Here is an 18,000-nt window from a genome sequence, read left to right as displayed (position 1 = left end):
CAGATATTCGATGCCGCTGGTGTTGGACGCAACCGTATCGTCCTTATGCGCCATCATCGCCGGCAGGTTGAGGCGGGGGGTGCCGACTTCGATGCCGAGCTGGGGCAGGCTGTGATGGGCCTCCTCGAACATCTCGGAAGCGTGCAGCAGCGCCTTGGAGGGGATGCAGCCGATATTGAGGCAAGTGCCGCCAAAGCTTGGCCATTTCTCGACGACGGCCACCTTCATGCCCAGCTGCGCGGCGCGAATGGCGCACACATAACCGCCCGGCCCGGTGCCGATGATTGTCAGATCGAAGCTCTCGGCCATCTGTCTTTTCCTCAGATCAAATCCCCCGTCCGATCACACCGATCAGACGACAATACCTACGCCCACCAGCACCAGGCCAAGCATGGCAACGGCCCAGGCGAGCGAGCGAACATAAACGATTCCAATGAGATAGAGCGGAATATAGGCAAGGCGCGCGGCGATGTAGAGCCCCGCGCCCCACTGGGTGAGCCCGTCCGAACCCCCGCTCACCACCGCCGCCAGAGCGAGCGCGATGAAGGCCGGATAGGTCTCTAAAAAGTTGTCGAACGCCCGGCGCGCGCGGCCCGCAACCCCCGTGGGCTGGAGGTTTTCGTCGCGCGGGCCGGCATTGTAATCGCGGCCGGTCTGACTGGTAAACGAGATCGATTGCACGCCGATATGGACGAACAACACAACCACGGACGCAAGAACCATCCAGATTTCAAAAGTCATCACCACCCCTCAAAAACGACCCAACTCGGAGCAAACATTGAGTGAAAAATGTATGGACTTGTGATGGTTCAAGCTGCCAGTTGGCCAAAAGATCACAAGTCGAGAACGAGCCTCTGCGGATCTTCGAGACTTTCCTTGACGCGGACGAGGAACGTGACCGCTTCCTTGCCATCGACGATGCGGTGATCGTAGCTGAGCGCCAGATACATCATCGGACGGATGACGATCTGCCCCCCGACCACGACCGGACGCTCCTGGATCTTGTGCATGCCCAAAATCCCCGACTGGGGCGCGTTCAGAATCGGGGTCGACATCAGCGAGCCGTACACCCCGCCATTGGAGATGGTGAAGGTGCCGCCCTGCATGTCGGCCATTGACAGATTGCCATCGCGGGCCGCGCGGCCCAGCCGTCCGATTTCCTGCTCGATCTGGGCAATGCTCATCTGGTCGGCATCGCGCACCACGGGGACGACGAGGCCCTTGTCGGTGCCCACCGCCACCCCGATATGGGCGAAATTCTTGTAGATGATGTCGGTGCCGTCGATCTCGGCGTTGACCGCCGGGATTTCCTTGAGCGCATGGACCACCGCCTTGGTGAAAAAGCCCATGAAGCCAAGTTTGACCCCGTGCTTTTTCTCAAACAGCTCCTTGTAGGAATTGCGCAGGTCCATCACCGGCTTCATGTCCACCTCGTTGAAGGTGGTGAGCATGGCGGCGGCGTTCTGGGCATCCTTCAACCGCCGCGCGATGGTCTGGCGCAGCCTTGTCATCTTGACCCGTTCCTCGCGCGGGGCGTCTTCGTCGCGCGAGGGCGCGCGCGCCGCTGCGGGAACCGGCGCGGGGGCGCTGGCAGCGGGCTGGGCAGCGCCGGTGCGCGCCATGGCCCCCAGCACATCTTCCTTGAGCACCTGGCCGCGCTTGCCCGATCCGGCGAGGGCTGCGGTGTCGATGGACTGTTCGGCGGCGAGCTTGGCCGCCGAGGGGGCGGGCGGCATTTCGGTCTTTGCCGCGGCAGCGGGCGCACTGGCCGATGCAGCAGGAGCGGCAGCGGCGGGCTCGGGAGCACTGGCGGCCTTGGCCGGGGCAGCGCCCGCGGCAATCGCCGCGATCAGCGCGCCGACTTCGACGGTATCGCCCTCATTGACGGCAATGGCCTCAAGGGTGCCCGAAACCGGGGACGGCACCTCGATGGTGACCTTGTCGGTTTCCAATTCGACGATCGGCTCATCGACGGCGACCGCATCCCCGACCTTTTTGAACCATTGTCCGATGGTGGCTTCGGTAACGCTTTCCCCAAGGGTCGGGACGCGGACTTCGGTGGACATCTCTCGTATCCTTCTAGTAGCTGCTGTCCCGTCCGGCGCACACCGCCGGACGGAGAAAAACGGGTTACTCGAACGCTTCGTCCAGGAACGCCTGGAGCTGGGCGATATGGGTGCGCATCAGGCCGGTGGCCGTGGAAGCCGAAGCCGGACGGCCCACATAGCGCGGCCGTGCGCCCGGACGGCCCATCTGTTCGAGCACCCATTCGATATAGGGCTGCACGAACGCCCAGGCGCCCATATTCTTGGGCTCTTCCTGACACCAGACCACATCGGCATTGATGAACCGGCTCAACTCGTCGATCAGCGCCTTGGCCGGGAACGGATAGAGCTGTTCGAGCCGCATCAGATACACATCGTTGATGCCGCGCTTCTCGCGGTCTTCGAGCAGGTCGTAATAGACCTTGCCGGTACAGATCACGACGCGACGGATCTTGTCGTCGGCGACGAGGTTAACGTCGGTCTTGGGCACGCCCGGCGCTTCCGCATCGTCCCAAAGGAGGCGATGGAAATAGCTCTCGGCGCCCAGCTCGTTAAGGCCCGACACCGCCCGCTTGTGGCGCAGCAGCGATTTGGGCGTCATGATCACCAGCGGCTTGCGGAAATCGCGCTTGAGCTGACGGCGCAGCGCGTGGAAATAATTGGCCGGGGTGGTGCAGTTGAGGATCTGCATATTGTCCTCGGCGCACAGCTGCAGGAACCGCTCGGGACGGGCCGAGGAGTGCTCGGGGCCCTGGCCTTCATAGCCGTGCGGCAACAGCATCACCAACCCGCTCATGCGCAGCCATTTGCGCTCGCCCGACGAGATGAACTGGTCGATGACCACCTGCGCGCCGTTGACGAAGTCGCCGAACTGGGCCTCCCAGATGGCCAGCGCGTTGGGCTCGGACAGCGAGTAGCCATATTCAAAGCCCAGCACCGCCTCTTCCGAGAGCATCGAGTTGATGACCTCGTAGCGGGCCTGATCGCCGCCCAGATTGTTGAGCGGGGTATAGGTGGATTCGTTTTCCTGATCGTAGAGCACCGAGTGACGCTGGCTGAAGGTGCCGCGTTCCACATCCTGCCCCGACAGCCGCACCGGATGGCCGTCTTCAAGCAGGGTGGCAAAGGCCAGCGCCTCGGCGGTCGCCCAATCGACGCCCTCGCCCTGCTCGATGATCTTGCGGCGATTGTCGAGGAACCGCTGCACCGTGCGGTGCACGTTGAACCCGGCGGGCACCGCGGTCATCTTTTCGCCCAGCGCCTGCAGCCGCTCGACCGGGACGCCGGTGATGCCGCGCCGCGGCCCTTCGACCTCGGGAAGCTTGATGTTCTTCCACGCGCCATCAAGCCAGTCGGCCTTGTTGGGGCGGTAATCCTGCCCCGCCTCGAATTCGGCATCGAGATGGGCGCGCCAATCGGCTTTCATCTGCTCGATTTCTTCAGCCGTGACCACCCCTTCGTCCAGCAGCTTGGCGCTGTAGAGCTCGAAGGTGGTCTTGTGCGCGCGGATTTCCTTGTACATCAGCGGCTGGGTGAAGCTGGGCTCATCGCCCTCATTGTGCCCGAACCGGCGGTAGCAGAAGATGTCGATGACCACCGGCCGCCCGAATTTCTGGCGGAACTCGACAGCGATCTTGGCGGCATAGACCACCGCTTCGGGGTCGTCCCCGTTACAGTGGAACACCGGCGCCTCGATCATCTTGGCCACGTCGGTGGGATAGGGCGAGGAGCGCGAAAAGTGCGGGCTGGTGGTGAACCCGATCTGGTTGTTGACCACAACATGGATCGACCCGCCGGTGCGGTGCCCCTTGAGCCCCGACAGCCCGAAACATTCGGCCACCACGCCCTGACCGGCAAAGGCCGCATCCCCGTGCAGCAGCAGCGGCAGCACCGCGCTGCGATCGGTATCGCGGGTGTCCTCAAGGAACCGCCCATCGACCGCAGAGAGCTGGTCCTGCTTGGCGCGGGCCTTGCCCAGCACCACCGGATCGACGATTTCGAGATGCGAGGGGTTGGCGGTCAGCGACAGGTGCACCTTGTTGCCGTCGAACTCGCGGTCCGAGGACGCGCCAAGGTGGTATTTGACGTCGCCCGAGCCTTCCACGTCGTCGGGATAGAACGCGCCGCCCTTGAACTCGTGGAACAGCGCCCGGTGGGGCTTGCCCATCACCTGGGTGAGCACGTTGAGCCGGCCCCGGTGGGGCATGCCCAGAACGATATCCTTGACCCCCAGAGCGCCGCCGCGCTTGATGATCTGCTCCAGCGCCGGGACCAGCGCTTCCCCGCCATCAAGGCCAAAGCGCTTGGTGCCGGTATATTTGACGTCGAGGAATTTTTCGAACCCCTCGGTCTCGACCAGCTTGGCGAGAATGGCGCGCTTGCCCTCGCGGGTGAAGCTGATTTCCTTGTCCGGCCCCTCGATGCGCTCCTGGATCCAGGCCTTGGCCTCGGGATCGGAGATGTGCATGAACTCGACCCCGAGCGTGCCGCAATAGGTGCGCTTGAGGATGTCGAGCATCTGCGGGACGGTGGCAAATTCGAGCCCGAGATAATTGTCGATGAAGATTTCGCGGCTGTAGTCGGCCTCGGAAAATCCATAGGTGGCCGGATCGAGCTCGGGGGCGGCGTCGGGCACTTCGAGCCCGAGCGGATCGAGATTGGCATGCAGATGCCCGCGCATGCGATAGGCGCGGATCATCATGATGGCGTGAATGGAATCGCGGCTGGCCTGCATCACCGCCTCGGCGGTGACGGGCGTACCTTCGGCCCTGGCCTTTTCGGTCACCGCCTTCTGGACCTTGACCGCCATCGCGCCCCAGTCGCCATCAAGGGCAGAGACCAGTTCGCCATTGGCCGGGCGCGGCCAGTCGCGCCGCTGCCAGCTCGGTCCCTCGGCGTTCTGCTTTACCGCCTCGGCGTCGTCGGACAGGTTGGCGAAAAATTCCGCCCAGCTCGCATCGACGCTGTTGGGGTCCGCTTTATAGCGCGCATACAGCGCCTCGATATAATCGGCGTTGCCGCCATACAGAAAGGAGGTGAGGAGAAACGCTTCGTTCTGATCGTGTCGTGCCATTTCGCTCTCTATTGGGGGTCCTGATCCCCCCGGAAAAACCCGTCTGCTCCGGTGCCCATCCGCATTGCCGCGCGGCCCGCTGGATTGCCCCGGCGTCTTGCTCAGACGCCGGATGGTGACGACCCCGATTTTCCCCGCGCCCGGAGGATGCAGAAGCGGGCCGCTTCCGCCCCGGGCACTTTAGAGCAAGTCCTGATCTGAGTGAAATCAGATCAGATGCTCTAAGTCATTGTTTTATCGCGCTTCCGAACCGGAAAACCGGCTCCATTTTTCCTGGAAACGCTTTTAGGGGCCGTCAATTGGGTGGAACTATGACAGTTCCCGCGTCTCGATTTTGTTAACCGGGGCCAGACGCCGGCCCCGGACCTTATGGCAACGCTCAGCCGTTGAGGACCTCGACGAGGGTGCGCCCGATGCGGGCCGGGGACGACGAGACCTTGATGCCCGCCGCTTCCATGGCCGCGATCTTGTCCTCGGCGCCGCCCTTGCCGCCCGAGATCACCGCGCCCGCGTGGCCCATGGTGCGGCCTTCGGGGGCGGTCAGCCCGGCGATGAACCCGGCCATGGGCTTGGAGCGGCCCTTCTTGGCTTCATCGATCAAAAACTGCGCCGCGTCTTCTTCGGCCGAGCCGCCGATCTCGCCGATCATCACGATCGACTGCGTGGCGTCATCGGCGAGGAACATTTCCAGGATATCGATGAACTCGGTGCCCTTGACCGGATCGCCGCCGATGCCGACCGCCGTGGTCTGGCCCAGCCCCTCATTGGTGGTCTGGAACACGGCCTCATAGGTGAGCGTACCCGAACGCGAGACGATGCCCACCGAGCCCTTGGAAAAGATCGAGCCGGGCATGATGCCGATCTTGCACTGTTCGGGGGTGAGGACGCCCGGACAGTTGGGGCCGATCAGCCGCGAGTTGGACTTTTCGAGGCGCGCCTTGACCTCGACCATATCCAGGACCGGCACGCCCTCGGTGATGCACACGATCAATTCGATCTCGGCGTCGATCGCCTCAAGGATCGCGGCGGCGGCCCCGGCGGGGGGCACATAGATCACCGAGGCATTGGCGCCGGTGCGCTCCTTGCCTTCGGCGACGCTGGCAAACACCGGCAACTCGGTGCCATCGACACCCGAACTCCAGGTTTCGCCGCCCTTTTTGGGGTGGATGCCGCCGACCATCCTGGTGCCGTAATAGGCCAGCGCCTGCTCGGTGTGGAAGGTCCCGGTCTTGCCGGTGAGGCCCTGCACCAGGACCTTTGTGTCATGATTGACGAGAATGGACATTGCTGCGGATGCTCCGGAAAATGCGTGTTCGGACGCCGCGATGCGGCGCCCCTGTGACGGGGGCGTTTGGCCTATTTGCCGACCGCTGCGACGATCTTCTGGGCCGCGTCATCGAGATCATCGGCGGAGATGACATTGAGCCCGCTCTCATCGATGATCTTCTTGCCCTCCTCGACCCGCGTGCCTTCGAGGCGCACCACGAGCGGCACCGCAAGGCCCACTTCACGCACCGCGGCAATGACGCCCTCGGCGATCACATCGCAGCGCATGATGCCGCCGAAGATGTTGACCAGAATGCCTTTGACGTTGGGATCGGCGGTGATGATCTTGAAGGCGGCGGTCACTTTTTCCTTGGACGCGCCACCGCCAACATCAAGGAAGTTGGCCGGTTCGGCGCCGTAGAGCTTGATGATGTCCATGGTCGCCATGGCCAGACCGGCGCCATTGACCATGCAGCCGATGGTGCCATCGAGCGCCACATAGGCGAGGTCCCACTTGGAGGCCTCGATCTCTTTTTCGTCTTCTTCCGACAGGTCACGCAATTCGACGATATCGGGGTGGCGGAACAGCGCGTTGCCGTCAAAGCTCACCTTGGCGTCGAGCACGCGCACATCGCCATTGTCCATGACGATGAAGGGGTTGACCTCCAATAGGCTCATGTCCTTTTCGGTGAAGGCCTTGTAGAGCAGCGCGAACACGTCGCGCGCCTGATCGGCGGTCTTGCCCGAAAGCTCCAGCGCGGTGGCGAGCTTTTCGGTATCGGAATTGGTGACGCCGGTGATCGGATCGATCGGCAGGGTCACGATCTTGTCCGGCGTTTGCGCGGCCACTGCCTCGATGTCCATGCCCCCCTCGGTGGAAACGACAAAGGCGACCTTGCCGCTGGAGCGATCGACCAGCAGCGAGACGTAGAGTTCACGGGCGATATCGGCCCCGTCCTCGATATAGAGGCGGTTGACCTGCTTGCCGTCGGGACCGGTCTGGTTGGTGACCAGCGTGTTGCCCAGCATGTCGCGCGCGTTGGCCACCACATCCTCGATCGAATGCGCCAGACGCACCCCGCCCTTGGCGTCCGGGCCCAGTTCCTTGAACTTGCCCTTGCCGCGTCCGCCGGCATGGATCTGGCTCTTGACCACATAGAGCGGGCCGGGGAGCGCGCGCGCCGCCGCTTCCGCCTGGTCCGCGCTGGTGATGGCGACGCCTTCGGCCACCGGGGCACCAAAACCCTTGAGCAGGGCCTTGGCCTGGTATTCGTGAATGTTCATCGTGTGGCGAACCTTCGCATCTGGAGAGTTTTCGTCCGGGGCGCTGGGGGCGCCGCCTCAGAACTGGAGGCCCGGAGAGGACTGTCCCCGGGCCCGGGAAATCAGCCCAGCTTGGGCGCGATGGCCTTGCAGGCGTCCATCAGACCCTCGACCGAGGCGACCGAGGCGTCAAACATCTTCTTTTCAGCGCCATTGAGTTCGATCTCGACGATACGCTCGACGCCGCCCGCGCCGATGACGACGGGAACGCCCACATACATCTCATCGACGCCGAACTGGCCGGTGAGCCGCGCGGCGCAAGGCAGGATGCGCTTTTTGTCCTTGAGATAGCACTCGGCCATCTCCACCGCCGAGGCGGCGGGCGCATAAAAGGCCGAGCCGGTCTTGAGCAGGCCGACGATCTCGGCCCCGCCATCGCGGGTGCGCTGGATGATCTGGTCGAGCGTGTCCTTGCTCATCCAGCCCATCTTGACCATGTCGGGAAGCGGAATGCCGGCAACGGTGGAATAGCGGGCCAGCGGCACCATGGTGTCGCCATGGCCACCCATGACGAACGCGGTGACGTCCTGCACCGATACGTTGAGCTCTTCGGCGATGAAGTGCCGGAAGCGCGCCGAATCGAGAACGCCGGCCATGCCGACAACCTTTTCAGCCGGCAGGCCGGAAAACTTCTGCAGCGCCCAGACCATGGCGTCGAGCGGGTTGGTGATGCAGATGACGAACGCTTCGGGGGCGTATTTGGCGATCCCCGCGCCCACCTGCTCCATCACCTTGAGGTTGATTTCGAGCAGGTCGTCGCGGCTCATGCCCGGCTTGCGCGGCACCCCGGCGGTGACGATCACCACATCGGCGCCCGCGATGTCCTTGTATTCGGAGGTGCCCTTCAACGACGCGTTATAGCCCTCGACGGGACCGGACTGCGCCAGATCGAGCGCCTTGCCCTGCGGCACGCCATCGACAATGTCGAACAGCATGACATCGCCCAACTCCTTAAGCGCCACCAGATGCGCCAGCGTTCCGCCGATCTGACCGGCACCGATCAGAGCGATTTTCTTACGCGCCATAAGCAAGTTTCCCTATAGGTAAAGTAAAGCAATTCCCGCGCTCTCCTTACCCATTGTGACCAATGGACGCAAGTGAACCCTTCGTATGAACCCTATTGAGATCGATTTTGGCGCCAGCGCGGTCCCGGCAGGGCAAGCGCGCCCGGTTTCCGTGCGGGGAAAGCGCTACTGCGCCGGTTCGTGGCGCAGCTTGCTGGCCAGATATTGCGCCGAGCGCATCTCTTCGAGCCGCGACAGGCAACGGGCAAATTCAAAGCGGGTCCGCTCGTCCTGCGCCAATTGATCGAGCGGCGCGGCAAAGCTCGCGGCCAGCTTCACGCCCCGGTCGTACAGCGTATCGACCAGGAGGATAAAGCGCTTGGCCGCGTCCGAACGCAGCCCGGAAAACACCGGCACATGATCGAGCACGATCACACGATAGGTTTCGGCGATCTTGAGATAATCGCGCGCGCCAAGCGGGCGTTCGCACAGATCGGCAAAGTCGAACCGGGCAACGCCCGCCGCCTGGGCCCGCACGGTGATCACCCGTCCCAGATTTTCGATGGCATCGGGCTGGGGTTCGACCCCGCCCGACAGCGTATTAAACAGCGCGTCCATGCGCGCATCGACCGCTGGCCCGGTACCAAAGGCGTAGATGTCCTGGGTATCGGGCTTTTCCCGCCGGTAATCGGTGTCGGCGTCGAGGTTGAACACCTCGGCATGGGTCTTGAGCAGATCGATGAACGGGGTGAACAACTGGCGGTTGAGCCCGTTCCAATAGAGTTTTTCCGGGGGGATATTGGAGGTAGCCACCACCACGACCCCATCGGCAAAGAGGATTTCGAACAGGCGCTTCAACAGCATGGCGTCGGTGATATCGGAGACGAAGAACTCGTCAAAGCACAACAGCCGCACCGAGCGGGTGATCGGGCGCGCCACCGCCGGAATGGGATCACGCGCGCCTTTGGTGCCGGGATTTTCCGCCCGGAAGCGGGCGATGGCCGCATGCACCTCGTTCATGAATTCGTGGAAATGCACCCGGCGTTTGGCCGCGACCGGGACGTTGGCATAAAACAGGTCCATGAGCATGGTCTTGCCCCGACCGACCTCGCCCCAGATATAAAGCCCCCTGGGGGCTTCGCGCCGCCGCCGGAACAGCGCGGAGATCACCGATCCCCCCTGCCCTTCGAGCCGCGCCAGCCCATCGGCCACATCCTGAAGTTTTTCCACAGCGCGCTTTTGCGCGGCATCGGGCCGGACCTGGCCCGAAACGACCATGTCTGCATAACGATCCAGAAGGGAACCACCGGTTCCCCCGCCCCCTGCCCCGGTCTGCGTCAAGATCAGCCGACCAACGAAATGGCCTGGCCCCCCGCAAGGGTGCCCACGAACCGATTGCCGCTCTTGAGCAGCGTGCCGACCAGCTCGTCCGCTTCATTGTAGAGCTGGATCTGGTTGCCCAGCAGCTGCCACGAGGTGACCGCAGCCAGGGTGGGTTCGGGACAGGCCGGAGTGGAAGCGCGATAGCGCCCGGTCGCGCCCTTGGCGGTGTAGGTGAGATTGAGCCGACACTGCTGGTCGCTGACCAGAATGGTCCAGCCGCCCAAAAGCTGCTCCATGGTCACCGCACCCGAGAGGTCGCGCCCGCCGGTGGTATTGCCCGGCCCGCCCGCGTCGTCGGTGACAAAACCGGGCCCCGAAGCAAAGCCGCCGCCCGTATCGAGCGCGGCGGTATTGCCGGGAACCGCTGGCGTGGAAACCACGGGGGCGGTGCTCGGCGCGCCGCCGATCGGGGGCAGGTCGGTGCTCTGGACGGTGCCGGTCTGCACCGGCTGAATGACAGGCGGGGGCGCAAGCGGCATGGGGGCGCTGGGCGCGGAGCGCCCGAACGCGGTCGGCGAACAGGCCGCCAAAACACCCAGCGAGCAGGCCATGACGGCAACGCCCAGGGATCTTTGCAATGTTCCAACCATATCGGCTCCACAGGCTGGATCACCGGCCAGCCCCCCGACCGAAGATCGCTACAAAAAGTGTGCCCCGGCCCCGCTTTATGACGGCAACACCAGCACGACACAAGCCCCGCGGCCGCCGCGACCACGATTGCGTTAATGAGTGTGGCCAATATGGCGGTTGTGGGACCAGGGGCGGTTCAGGCTGGCTCGTCCGGGGTGTGAAACACCACCGACGCCGCGCTGCGGGTTGAGGGTCCGTGCCACACCGCCTCGATATTGTTGCCATCGGGATCGAGGACGAAACAGGCGTAATAGCCGCGATGATAGGGCCGCTCGCCCGGCGTACCATTGTCTTTTGCGCCGGCGGCCAGCGCCGCTTCGTAAAAGCGGGCGACCATCTCCGGCCCATCGGCCTGGAAGGCCAGATGCACGCGGGTGACATAATCATCGGCTGCATCGACATATAATTCGTCCGAGGCGAAGGATTTTTCTCCGTCATAGGTCAGCTCGCGCCCCAGAGCGGCCAGCACGGCGCGATAAAAGGCACGGCTGCGCTCCAGATCGGCGACGCGCAGGTGGATGTGATCGATGAGACGTCCGACGTGATAGTCCATGGCGATGGCCTTTCCGGGGTCGCGATTGGGGTCGGGAGATAGTTTGGCACCAAACGATGGCAGCACCGGGGTCGACGCGGAACCCGTGATCAAGTTCTTGCACGCCCGTGCATAGCTGCTAAGCTTCGTTGGTGTGCTGGCTGCGCCAGCGACCAATACGACCGGAAAACCGGTCACCAAGGGAGAGAGACCATGATCCGAGCGATAGCCATGTCCGGCGTCGCGGCTGCCTCGTTGTTCGGGGCCAGCGGTGCCGCCTATGCCCAATCGGGCGAACTGGTGCTCTATTGCGCCGCCGACGAGGGCATTTGCCGCCTGCTGTCCGAAACGTTTCAGCGCGAGACCGGCATCAACGTGCTGATGACCCGCAAATCCTCGGGCGAGACCTATGCCCAGATCAAGGCCGAGGAAGGCCAGCCGCGCGGTGACGTGTGGTGGGGCGGCACCGGCGACCCGCATCTGCAGGCCGCCCAGGAGGGCCTGACCGAAGCCTATCAATCGCCGATGCTGGCCGAGTTGCAGGACTGGGCCGTGCGCCAGGCCGAAACGGCCGACTATCGCACCGTGGGCGTTTATGCCGGCGCGCTGGGCTATGGCTACAATACCGATCTCATCGATCCGGCCAGCCCCGATGCGCCCAAATGCTGGGCCGATTTGCTCGACGAGCGCTATCGCGACGAAATCCAGGTGGCCAACCCCAATTCCTCGGGCACGTCCTATACGATGCTGGCCACGTTGGTGCAGCTGATGGGCGAAGAGGAAGCCTTTGCGTACCTGCTCGCGCTCGACGACAATATCGCCCAATATACCAGTTCGGGTTCGGCCCCGATCCGCGCGGCGGGAACCGGGGAAACCAGCATCGGCATCGTCTTCATGCACGACGCCGTGACCCAGGCGGTGACCGGCTCGCCCATCCAGACCGTCGCGCCCTGCGAGGGCACCGGCTATGAAGTGGGCTCGATGAGCCTTGTCGAAGGCGGGCCCAACCCCGAAAACGCCAAGCTGTTCTACGACTGGGTGCTGACCCCGGCGGCGCAGGAACTCGGAGCCCAGGCCAATTCGTTCCAGGTGCCCTCCAACGCGGGCGCCAAGACGCCGGACGAATCGCCCAACCTCGAAGACATCCTGCTCATCGACTATGATTTCGAGCTGTATGGCTCGTCCGAGGAGCGCAGCCGGCTGCTGTCGCGCTGGGATAGCGAGATCGGCTCAAGGTGACGGCCCTGCGCGGCCTGGGCCTCCGGCTCGGCGCACCCTGGCTGCTGCTGGGGCTGATCGCCGTGCTGGTGCTGCCATGGTACAAGCTGCCCCCGCCCGATCTCGGGGCGGGGGTGCTGCCGCCGGGCTCGGCCCTCACCCAGATGCTGGCCGGACGCTGGTGGCTGCTGCCGCCGGTGCTGGTGATGCTGGCGCTGGCCGGGCTGCGGCTCGCCGGGGGGCTGCGCTGGCAGACCCACCCCGCCGTGCCCTGGCTGGCCGGCGGCGGGGCGATATTGTTTTTGCTGCAAGCCTTCGGCATCGGGTTGCGCGGGCCGGGCTTTGAGTGGGTGGCCACGCTGTTTCCGGCCGCCGCGCCGGGCCAGCCCGGGCTGGGACTGGGCGGCTTTGCCTTCGGCATCGCCATCACCGGCATCCTCGCCGATTGCCTGGCGGTGCGCGGGTTCTGCCGCGGCGAGCGGTTTGCCGCCAATGCGGTGGTTTTCGTCGTGGTGCTGCTGGCGCTGTTTGTGTTTTTCCCCATCCTGCGGCTGGGCGCGGCGGCGCTGTTCACCCCCGAAGGGGTGTTCCAGCCCGGCGTGTTCGTCACCCGCTTTACCGCCCCCGATTTGTGGGGACTCAACTGCCTTGTGGGGCAGGGCAAATGCGGGGTGGTCATCAATACGCTGGTGCTGGGGGTGCTTTCGGGCGGATTTTCGACCGCACTGGGCCTGGCGCTGGCATTGATCGTGGCGCGCACCGGGTTCCGCTTCAAAAGCACCCTGCGCGCCATCTCCATCCTGCCCATCATCACCCCGCCCTTCGTGGTCGGCGTCGCCATCATCGTATTGTTCGGGCGCACCGGGCTGGTGACCGGCTGGCTCGATGTGCTGTTTGACGTGCCCCGCACCCGCTGGGTGTACGGGCTGCCCGGCATCCTTTTGGCGCAGGTGCTGGCCTTTGCCCCGGTGACGTTTCTGGTGCTGCTCGGCACGGTGGAGGCCATTAACCCCACCCTCGAAGAAGCCTCAAAAACGCTGGGCGCGCGGCCCCTTGCGACCTTCCGCACGGTGACCTGGCCATTGCTGCGTCCGGGGATCGCGGCGGCGTTCCTTTTGGCGTTCATCGAAAGCCTCGCCGATTTCGGCAACCCGATCGTTCTGGGCGGCGGCTATGACGTGCTCTCGATCCGCATCTTTTTCGCCGTGGTCGGCGCGCGCTACGATCTGGGCAACGCGGCGGTGCTGGCGATCATCCTGTTGACCCTGACGCTGGGGGCCTTCTGGCTGCAAACCCGCTGGCTGGGCAAGAAATCCTACGTCACGGTGACCGGAAAATCCGATTCCGGCCTCGCCGCGCCCCTGCCGCGCCCGCTCAAGGGGCTGGTCTATGCCGTGGTGATCCCGTGGATCGTCTTTACGCTGGGGGTCTATGCCATCGTCCTGATCGGCGGCTTTGTCACCGACGTGGCGCGCATGGATCTGGCCCCGACCTTCCGTCACCTCAACACCGCCTTTGCCTTCGAGATCGGGCAATTCGGCTTGCAGCTTTACGGCTCGGCCTGGGATTCGCTCAAGACCACTCTGGTGGTCGCGGCGATTGCCGCGCCGCTCACCACCATACTGGGCATTCTCACCGCCTATCTGGTGTCGCGGCAAAATTTCGTCGGCAAAGGGGTGTTCGAGTTCGGCACCATGCTCAGCTTCGCCATCCCCGGCACGGTGGTGGGGGTCTCCTATGTGGTGGCCTTCAACGTGCCGCCGGTCGATATCACCGGCACCATGGCGATCCTTGTGATCTGCTTCATGTTCCGCAACATGCCGGTGGGGATGCGGGCGGGCATCGCGGCGCTGTCGCAGATCGACCGCTCGATGGAGGAGGCCAGCCAGACCCTGGGCGCCAATGGCTTTGCCACCTTGCGCACCGTGGTGCTGCCGCTGATCCGCCCGGCCATCTTCACCTCGATGGTCTATGCCTTCGTTACCGCGATGACCGCGGTGTCGGCGGTGATCTTTCTCGTCAGCGCCCGCCACAACATGGCCACCGCCTACATCATGGGACGGGTGGAGAACGGCGAATACCCGCTAGCCATCGCCTATTCGGCGGTGCTGATGATCATCATGGTCGCCTCGATCCTGGTCATCAATGTGCTGGTGGGACGGCGGGAGCTGGGGCGGCGCGCCCAGTTGCAGGGGGCACCAACCGTCGTGCCGGCGGAATAGGCAAGCAATGGGGATAGGCGGATTGTGGGGATGAACGGATCAAGGAGCGCACCGGGCAGGCCATGAGTGAAACGGCAATTGAGTTTGTGGATGTGGTCAAGCGTTACGGCATGGTGACCGCCGTGGACCGCATCAGCTTTTCCATTCAACGCGGCGAGATGGTGACGTTTCTGGGGCCTTCGGGCTGCGGCAAGACCACCTCGCTGCGCCTGATCGCCGGGCTGGAACTGCCCAGCGAGGGCAGTGTGCGCATCGCGGGGCAGGACGTCTCCACCCGCGCCGCCTCCGAGCGCAATGTGGGCATGGTGTTTCAGTCCTACGCGCTGTTTCCCCATATGAGCGTGATTGAAAACGTCGCCTATGGGCCCACCATCCGGGGCGACGACAAGAAGGCAGCCGCCGAGCGCGGGCAGGAAATCCTCGCCATGCTGGGGCTGGACGGGCTGGGCAAGCGCCTGCCCTCGGAACTGTCGGGCGGCCAGCAACAGCGGGTGGCGGTGGCCCGCGCCATCGTGCAGCAACCGGACGTGCTGCTGTTTGACGAACCGCTGTCCAATGTGGACGCCAAGCTGCGCCGCCGGGTGCGCGAGGAAATCCGCGACCTCCAGCGCAAATTCAATTTGACGGCGGTGTATGTGACCCATGATCAGGAAGAGGCGCTGGCCGTCTCCGATCGGATCGTGGTGATGAACCAGGGGCGCATCGCCCAGATCGGCACCCCGGATCAATTGTACAACCGGCCCAATTCGCGCTTCGTCGCCGACTTCATCGGCGATGCCAATCTGATTTCCGGGCGGCTGGAAAACGGGCGCTTCGTCGCTGAGGGCCTGACCCTGCCGTTCGCCGACCCAGGCCAGGAGGGCGCGGCCACCATCTCGGTCCGCCCCGAACGCATCGGGCTTGATCCGGCAGGACACGGCGGCACCGTCCAAAGCGCCACCTATCTGGGCTCGCGCTATGAATATATGGTCAGCGCGGGCTATGGGAGCCTGCTGGTGTCCGCGCCGATCACCTCCACGCCGATCGCCCCCGGCGCGCAAGTGGGCATAGTCATTCCCGAAGACGGGTTCACTCTGGTTGAAAGTTCATAACAGTGCCGATTAAAGATCATGCCCTGCGCCACGAGGCCGTGCAGCTCATCGCGCGCGAGGCGGGCGCACTTGCCCTGCGCTATTTCAACACGCGATCCGAACTGGTGATCGAGGACAAGGCCAACCCCCAGGATATCGTCTCGATCGCCGATCGGGAGGTGGAAACCCTGATCCGCAGCCGCATCGCCGAACGCTTTCCCGACGACGGAATTCTGGGGGAAGAGCACGCGCCGGTGCCGACCAAAAGCGGCTACACCTGGATCATCGATCCGATCGACGGCACCAGCCCGTTTTTAATGGGCCTGCCCGACTGGTGCGTCTCGATCGCCGTCCATGACGGCACCCAGCCGGTGGCCAGCGCCATCTATGCGCCGCGCGTCGAGGATTTCTATCACGGGGTGCGCGATGGCGGCGCATGGCTGAACGGGCAGAAACTGGCCGCCGACCCCGAACGCGGCGTCGCCTCGGGGCTGGTCGGCATGGGCGCCAATTACCGCATTCCCCGCGACTACATCCTCACCTTTGCCGACCGGCTGATGGACGCCGGGGGCATGTTCTACCGCAACGGCTCGGGCGCGTTGATGATCGCCTATGTGGCGGCGGGACGGCTGGTAGGCTATTTCGAGCCCCATATCAACGCCTGGGACTGCATGGCTGCGATCCTTTTGGTCGAGGAAGCCGGCGGCTGGGTGGCGTCGTTCTGCCCCGACGGCGATCTGGCCCGGGGCGATGCGGTGCTTGCCGCTGCCCCCAACGCCCGGGACGACATGGTGCGCATGAGCGAGGGGCTGACGTTCAAGCCGTGATCAGGACGGGCCGCAGGAAAGCGCCTGATCTGAGGGGATAAGATCAGGCGCTCCGAATCCTTTTGGGTCGCATTTTCGAAGCGAAAAACCGGATCCACTTTTCCTGAAAATGCTCCAGCCTATTCGGCGGGCACGAACCGATCCTCGGCCTTGGCCGCCTGCCGCGCCGTGGGCTGGATCAGCCCCAGATAGCTGGCCCCCGCGTCCGGCCCGAACATTTTTTCGCGCTCTTCCGGCGTCGACATGAAAAACGGAAACCGGTCGGCGACCCGATTGCGGATTTCCGACACATCCGCCGAATAGAGATGCACCGGGAAATTCAGCCCCTCGTAATGGCCGACCTCGCCGATCTGACGCGAGCCGAACACCCGCTTGTAAAATGCCGCATGTTCCTCGCGCACCCCGGCAAGGCAGAAATCGGCGGCAAAATATTCGCACGCCATCGCCGCGATGCGCAGGGTGAGAAACGGCAGCGCGGGCAGGGCCAGCGTCGCTTCGCGATCGGCGGTGAACCGGGAGGGATCGATAAAGGTCCTGCCCGCATCAAGCAGGGGCAGTAGCACCTGCGGCCACACGCTGGTGCAGGGGGAATAGGGATGGGCGGGCGTCACATGATGCAGGCGCAGCGAAGAAACAAGCACGCCATCGATATAGACCCCATGGCACATGGCGTTGGGCACATCGTCGAGTGCGTCCCGCGCCACCTCGTCGGCATTGCTCGCAATGCCGTCTTCGCGCCGATAGGCCTCGTAGCGCAGCCGGTACACCGGGTCGAACTGCTCTTCGAGCCGGACCCGCCGGTACTCGACCCGTTCGAGGATGTCCATAAGGCTGGTTGCAAAGCGCGAGGTCGCGCCGGTTCTGCTGGTCTGATTACGCATTTCACATTACCCCCGAACACATAAGGGACAATGTTAATAAAATTTTAATGATTTGGGAAAGCCCGAAGCGCCTTCATCGGCAGACGGGCGGTTTACTTGCTCACGAGGACCGGACGGCGGGGCCGTTCACGGACCGGGGCGCCCCCGGTCTTGTGCATGCGAACGATGAGATCGCGCGTTTCGGCGGCGGGAAGCGGCGTGCCGAACAGAAAGCCCTGCACCTGATCGACCTGGGTGTGCCGGGCAATGGTTTCGAGCTGTTCCTCGGTCTCGATGCCCTCGACGGTGACGACCAGATCGAGATCGCGGCCCAGCCGCGCCACATTGGCCACCAGATTAAGCGAGCGAGCATCGGTGGTGATATCGGCGATGAACGAGCGGTCGATCTTGAGCTTGGAAAACGGCATGGTGTTGAGATAGGACAGCGAGGAATAGCCCGTGCCGAAATCGTCGAGCGCTATGGCGATGCCGCGTTCGGCCAGCACCGAAAGCTGGGCCGCCGCGCCTTCGCGTTCCTCGATCAGCG

General features: G+C 64.0%; 16 protein-coding genes. 4 read left to right on the top strand and 12 right to left on the bottom strand.

The genetic code is table 11. The features are described 5' to 3' along the window. From VNS12_RS00525 to VNS12_RS00480, 10 genes are all read right to left on the bottom strand, one after another. The coding region (locus VNS12_RS00525; protein WP_325485882.1) for an FAD-dependent oxidoreductase at nucleotides 1-309 on the bottom strand (309 nt) is incomplete at its 3' end. Nucleotides 310-351: 42 nt separating this feature from the next. Beyond that, nucleotides 352-741, bottom strand: a complete 390-nt coding sequence (locus VNS12_RS00520) for an MAPEG family protein (protein WP_325485881.1) — start codon at nucleotides 739-741, stop codon at nucleotides 352-354. A gap of 92 nt (nucleotides 742-833) precedes the next feature. After that, a complete protein-coding gene (odhB, locus tag VNS12_RS00515) occupies nucleotides 834-2,066 on the bottom strand; it encodes a 2-oxoglutarate dehydrogenase complex dihydrolipoyllysine-residue succinyltransferase (RefSeq protein ID WP_325485880.1) in 1,233 nt (410 codons plus the stop codon). 64 nt (nucleotides 2,067-2,130) lie between these two features. Further along, nucleotides 2,131-5,118, bottom strand: a complete 2,988-nt coding sequence (locus VNS12_RS00510; RefSeq protein ID WP_325485879.1) for a 2-oxoglutarate dehydrogenase E1 component — start codon at nucleotides 5,116-5,118, stop codon at nucleotides 2,131-2,133. Nucleotides 5,119-5,497: 379 nt separating this feature from the next. Further along, nucleotides 5,498-6,403 (bottom strand): succinate--CoA ligase subunit alpha, encoded by a 906-nt coding sequence (gene sucD / locus VNS12_RS00505; protein ID WP_325485878.1) that lies wholly within the window; start codon nucleotides 6,401-6,403, stop codon nucleotides 5,498-5,500. Between the two features lie 71 nt (nucleotides 6,404-6,474). Next, entirely contained in the window at nucleotides 6,475-7,668 is a 1,194-nt protein-coding gene (gene sucC, locus VNS12_RS00500) for an ADP-forming succinate--CoA ligase subunit beta (protein WP_325485877.1), read from the bottom strand. A gap of 101 nt (nucleotides 7,669-7,769) precedes the next feature. After that, complete coding sequence (gene mdh, locus VNS12_RS00495) at nucleotides 7,770-8,732, bottom strand: malate dehydrogenase (protein WP_325485876.1); 963 nt, start codon at nucleotides 8,730-8,732, stop codon at nucleotides 7,770-7,772. A 165-nt stretch (nucleotides 8,733-8,897) separates the two neighbouring features. Then, the gene (zapE, locus tag VNS12_RS00490) at nucleotides 8,898-10,052 is read right to left on the bottom strand and encodes a cell division protein ZapE (RefSeq protein ID WP_325485875.1); all 1,155 of its coding nucleotides are present in this window, start codon (nucleotides 10,050-10,052) and stop codon (nucleotides 8,898-8,900) included. A gap of 2 nt (nucleotides 10,053-10,054) precedes the next feature. Beyond that, the gene (locus VNS12_RS00485) at nucleotides 10,055-10,672 is read right to left on the bottom strand and encodes an AprI/Inh family metalloprotease inhibitor (protein WP_325485874.1); all 618 of its coding nucleotides are present in this window, start codon (nucleotides 10,670-10,672) and stop codon (nucleotides 10,055-10,057) included. A gap of 188 nt (nucleotides 10,673-10,860) precedes the next feature. After that, entirely contained in the window at nucleotides 10,861-11,277 is a 417-nt protein-coding gene (locus tag VNS12_RS00480; protein WP_325485883.1) for a VOC family protein, read from the bottom strand. Nucleotides 11,278-11,469: 192 nt separating this feature from the next. On the opposite strand from VNS12_RS00480, the gene VNS12_RS00475 reads away from it, so the two are divergent. The 4 genes from VNS12_RS00475 to VNS12_RS00460 all read left to right on the top strand — a co-directional run bounded on the left by VNS12_RS00475 (nucleotide 11,470) and on the right by VNS12_RS00460 (nucleotide 16,593). Continuing rightward, nucleotides 11,470-12,495 (top strand): ABC transporter substrate-binding protein, encoded by a 1,026-nt coding sequence (locus VNS12_RS00475; protein ID WP_325485873.1) that lies wholly within the window; start codon nucleotides 11,470-11,472, stop codon nucleotides 12,493-12,495. After that, entirely contained in the window at nucleotides 12,492-14,696 is a 2,205-nt protein-coding gene (locus tag VNS12_RS00470; RefSeq protein WP_325485872.1) for an ABC transporter permease, read from the top strand. The genes VNS12_RS00475 and VNS12_RS00470 overlap by 4 nt, the downstream gene beginning before the upstream one ends. Nucleotides 14,697-14,758: 62 nt before the next feature. Beyond that, complete coding sequence (locus VNS12_RS00465) at nucleotides 14,759-15,787, top strand: ABC transporter ATP-binding protein (protein ID WP_325485871.1); 1,029 nt, start codon at nucleotides 14,759-14,761, stop codon at nucleotides 15,785-15,787. Between the two features lie 2 nt (nucleotides 15,788-15,789). Continuing rightward, a complete protein-coding gene (locus VNS12_RS00460) occupies nucleotides 15,790-16,593 on the top strand; it encodes an inositol monophosphatase family protein (protein WP_325485870.1) in 804 nt (267 codons plus the stop codon). 119 nt (nucleotides 16,594-16,712) lie between these two features. Here the strand turns inward: VNS12_RS00460 and VNS12_RS00455 are convergent, their stop codons facing one another. Further along, nucleotides 16,713-17,474 (bottom strand): N-acyl amino acid synthase FeeM domain-containing protein, encoded by a 762-nt coding sequence (locus VNS12_RS00455; RefSeq protein ID WP_325485869.1) that lies wholly within the window; start codon nucleotides 17,472-17,474, stop codon nucleotides 16,713-16,715. 92 nt (nucleotides 17,475-17,566) lie between these two features. Then, nucleotides 17,567-18,000, bottom strand: a 434-nt coding sequence (locus VNS12_RS00450) for an EAL domain-containing protein (RefSeq protein ID WP_325485868.1), incomplete at its 5' end; no start/stop codon positions are given.

Source organism: Pelagibacterium sp. (genome assembly GCF_035555455.1).
Taxonomy (GTDB): domain Bacteria; phylum Pseudomonadota; class Alphaproteobacteria; order Rhizobiales; family Devosiaceae; genus Pelagibacterium.
Note: the sequence above shows the minus strand (reverse complement) of the source record. Positions and strands in the feature narration are given on the sequence as shown.

Excerpts from the sequence above, each read along its gene's own strand:
- VNS12_RS00520 (WP_325485881.1), bottom strand. The coding sequence starts at position 741 with ATGACTTTTGAAATCTGGATGGTTCTTGCGTCCGTGGTTGTGTTGTTC.
- odhB (WP_325485880.1), bottom strand. The coding sequence starts at position 2,066 with ATGTCCACCGAAGTCCGCGTCCCGACCCTTGGGGAAAGCGTTACCGAA.
- VNS12_RS00510 (WP_325485879.1), bottom strand. The coding sequence starts at position 5,118 with ATGGCACGACACGATCAGAACGAAGCGTTTCTCCTCACCTCCTTTCTG.
- sucD (WP_325485878.1), bottom strand. The coding sequence starts at position 6,403 with ATGTCCATTCTCGTCAATCATGACACAAAGGTCCTGGTGCAGGGCCTC.
- sucC (WP_325485877.1), bottom strand. The coding sequence starts at position 7,668 with ATGAACATTCACGAATACCAGGCCAAGGCCCTGCTCAAGGGTTTTGGT.
- mdh (WP_325485876.1), bottom strand. The coding sequence starts at position 8,732 with ATGGCGCGTAAGAAAATCGCTCTGATCGGTGCCGGTCAGATCGGCGGA.
- VNS12_RS00480 (WP_325485883.1), bottom strand. The coding sequence starts at position 11,277 with ATGGACTATCACGTCGGACGTCTCATCGATCACATCCACCTGCGCGTC.
- VNS12_RS00475 (WP_325485873.1), top strand. The coding sequence starts at position 11,470 with ATGATCCGAGCGATAGCCATGTCCGGCGTCGCGGCTGCCTCGTTGTTC.
- VNS12_RS00465 (WP_325485871.1), top strand. The coding sequence starts at position 14,759 with ATGAGTGAAACGGCAATTGAGTTTGTGGATGTGGTCAAGCGTTACGGC.
- VNS12_RS00455 (WP_325485869.1), bottom strand. The coding sequence starts at position 17,474 with ATGCGTAATCAGACCAGCAGAACCGGCGCGACCTCGCGCTTTGCAACC.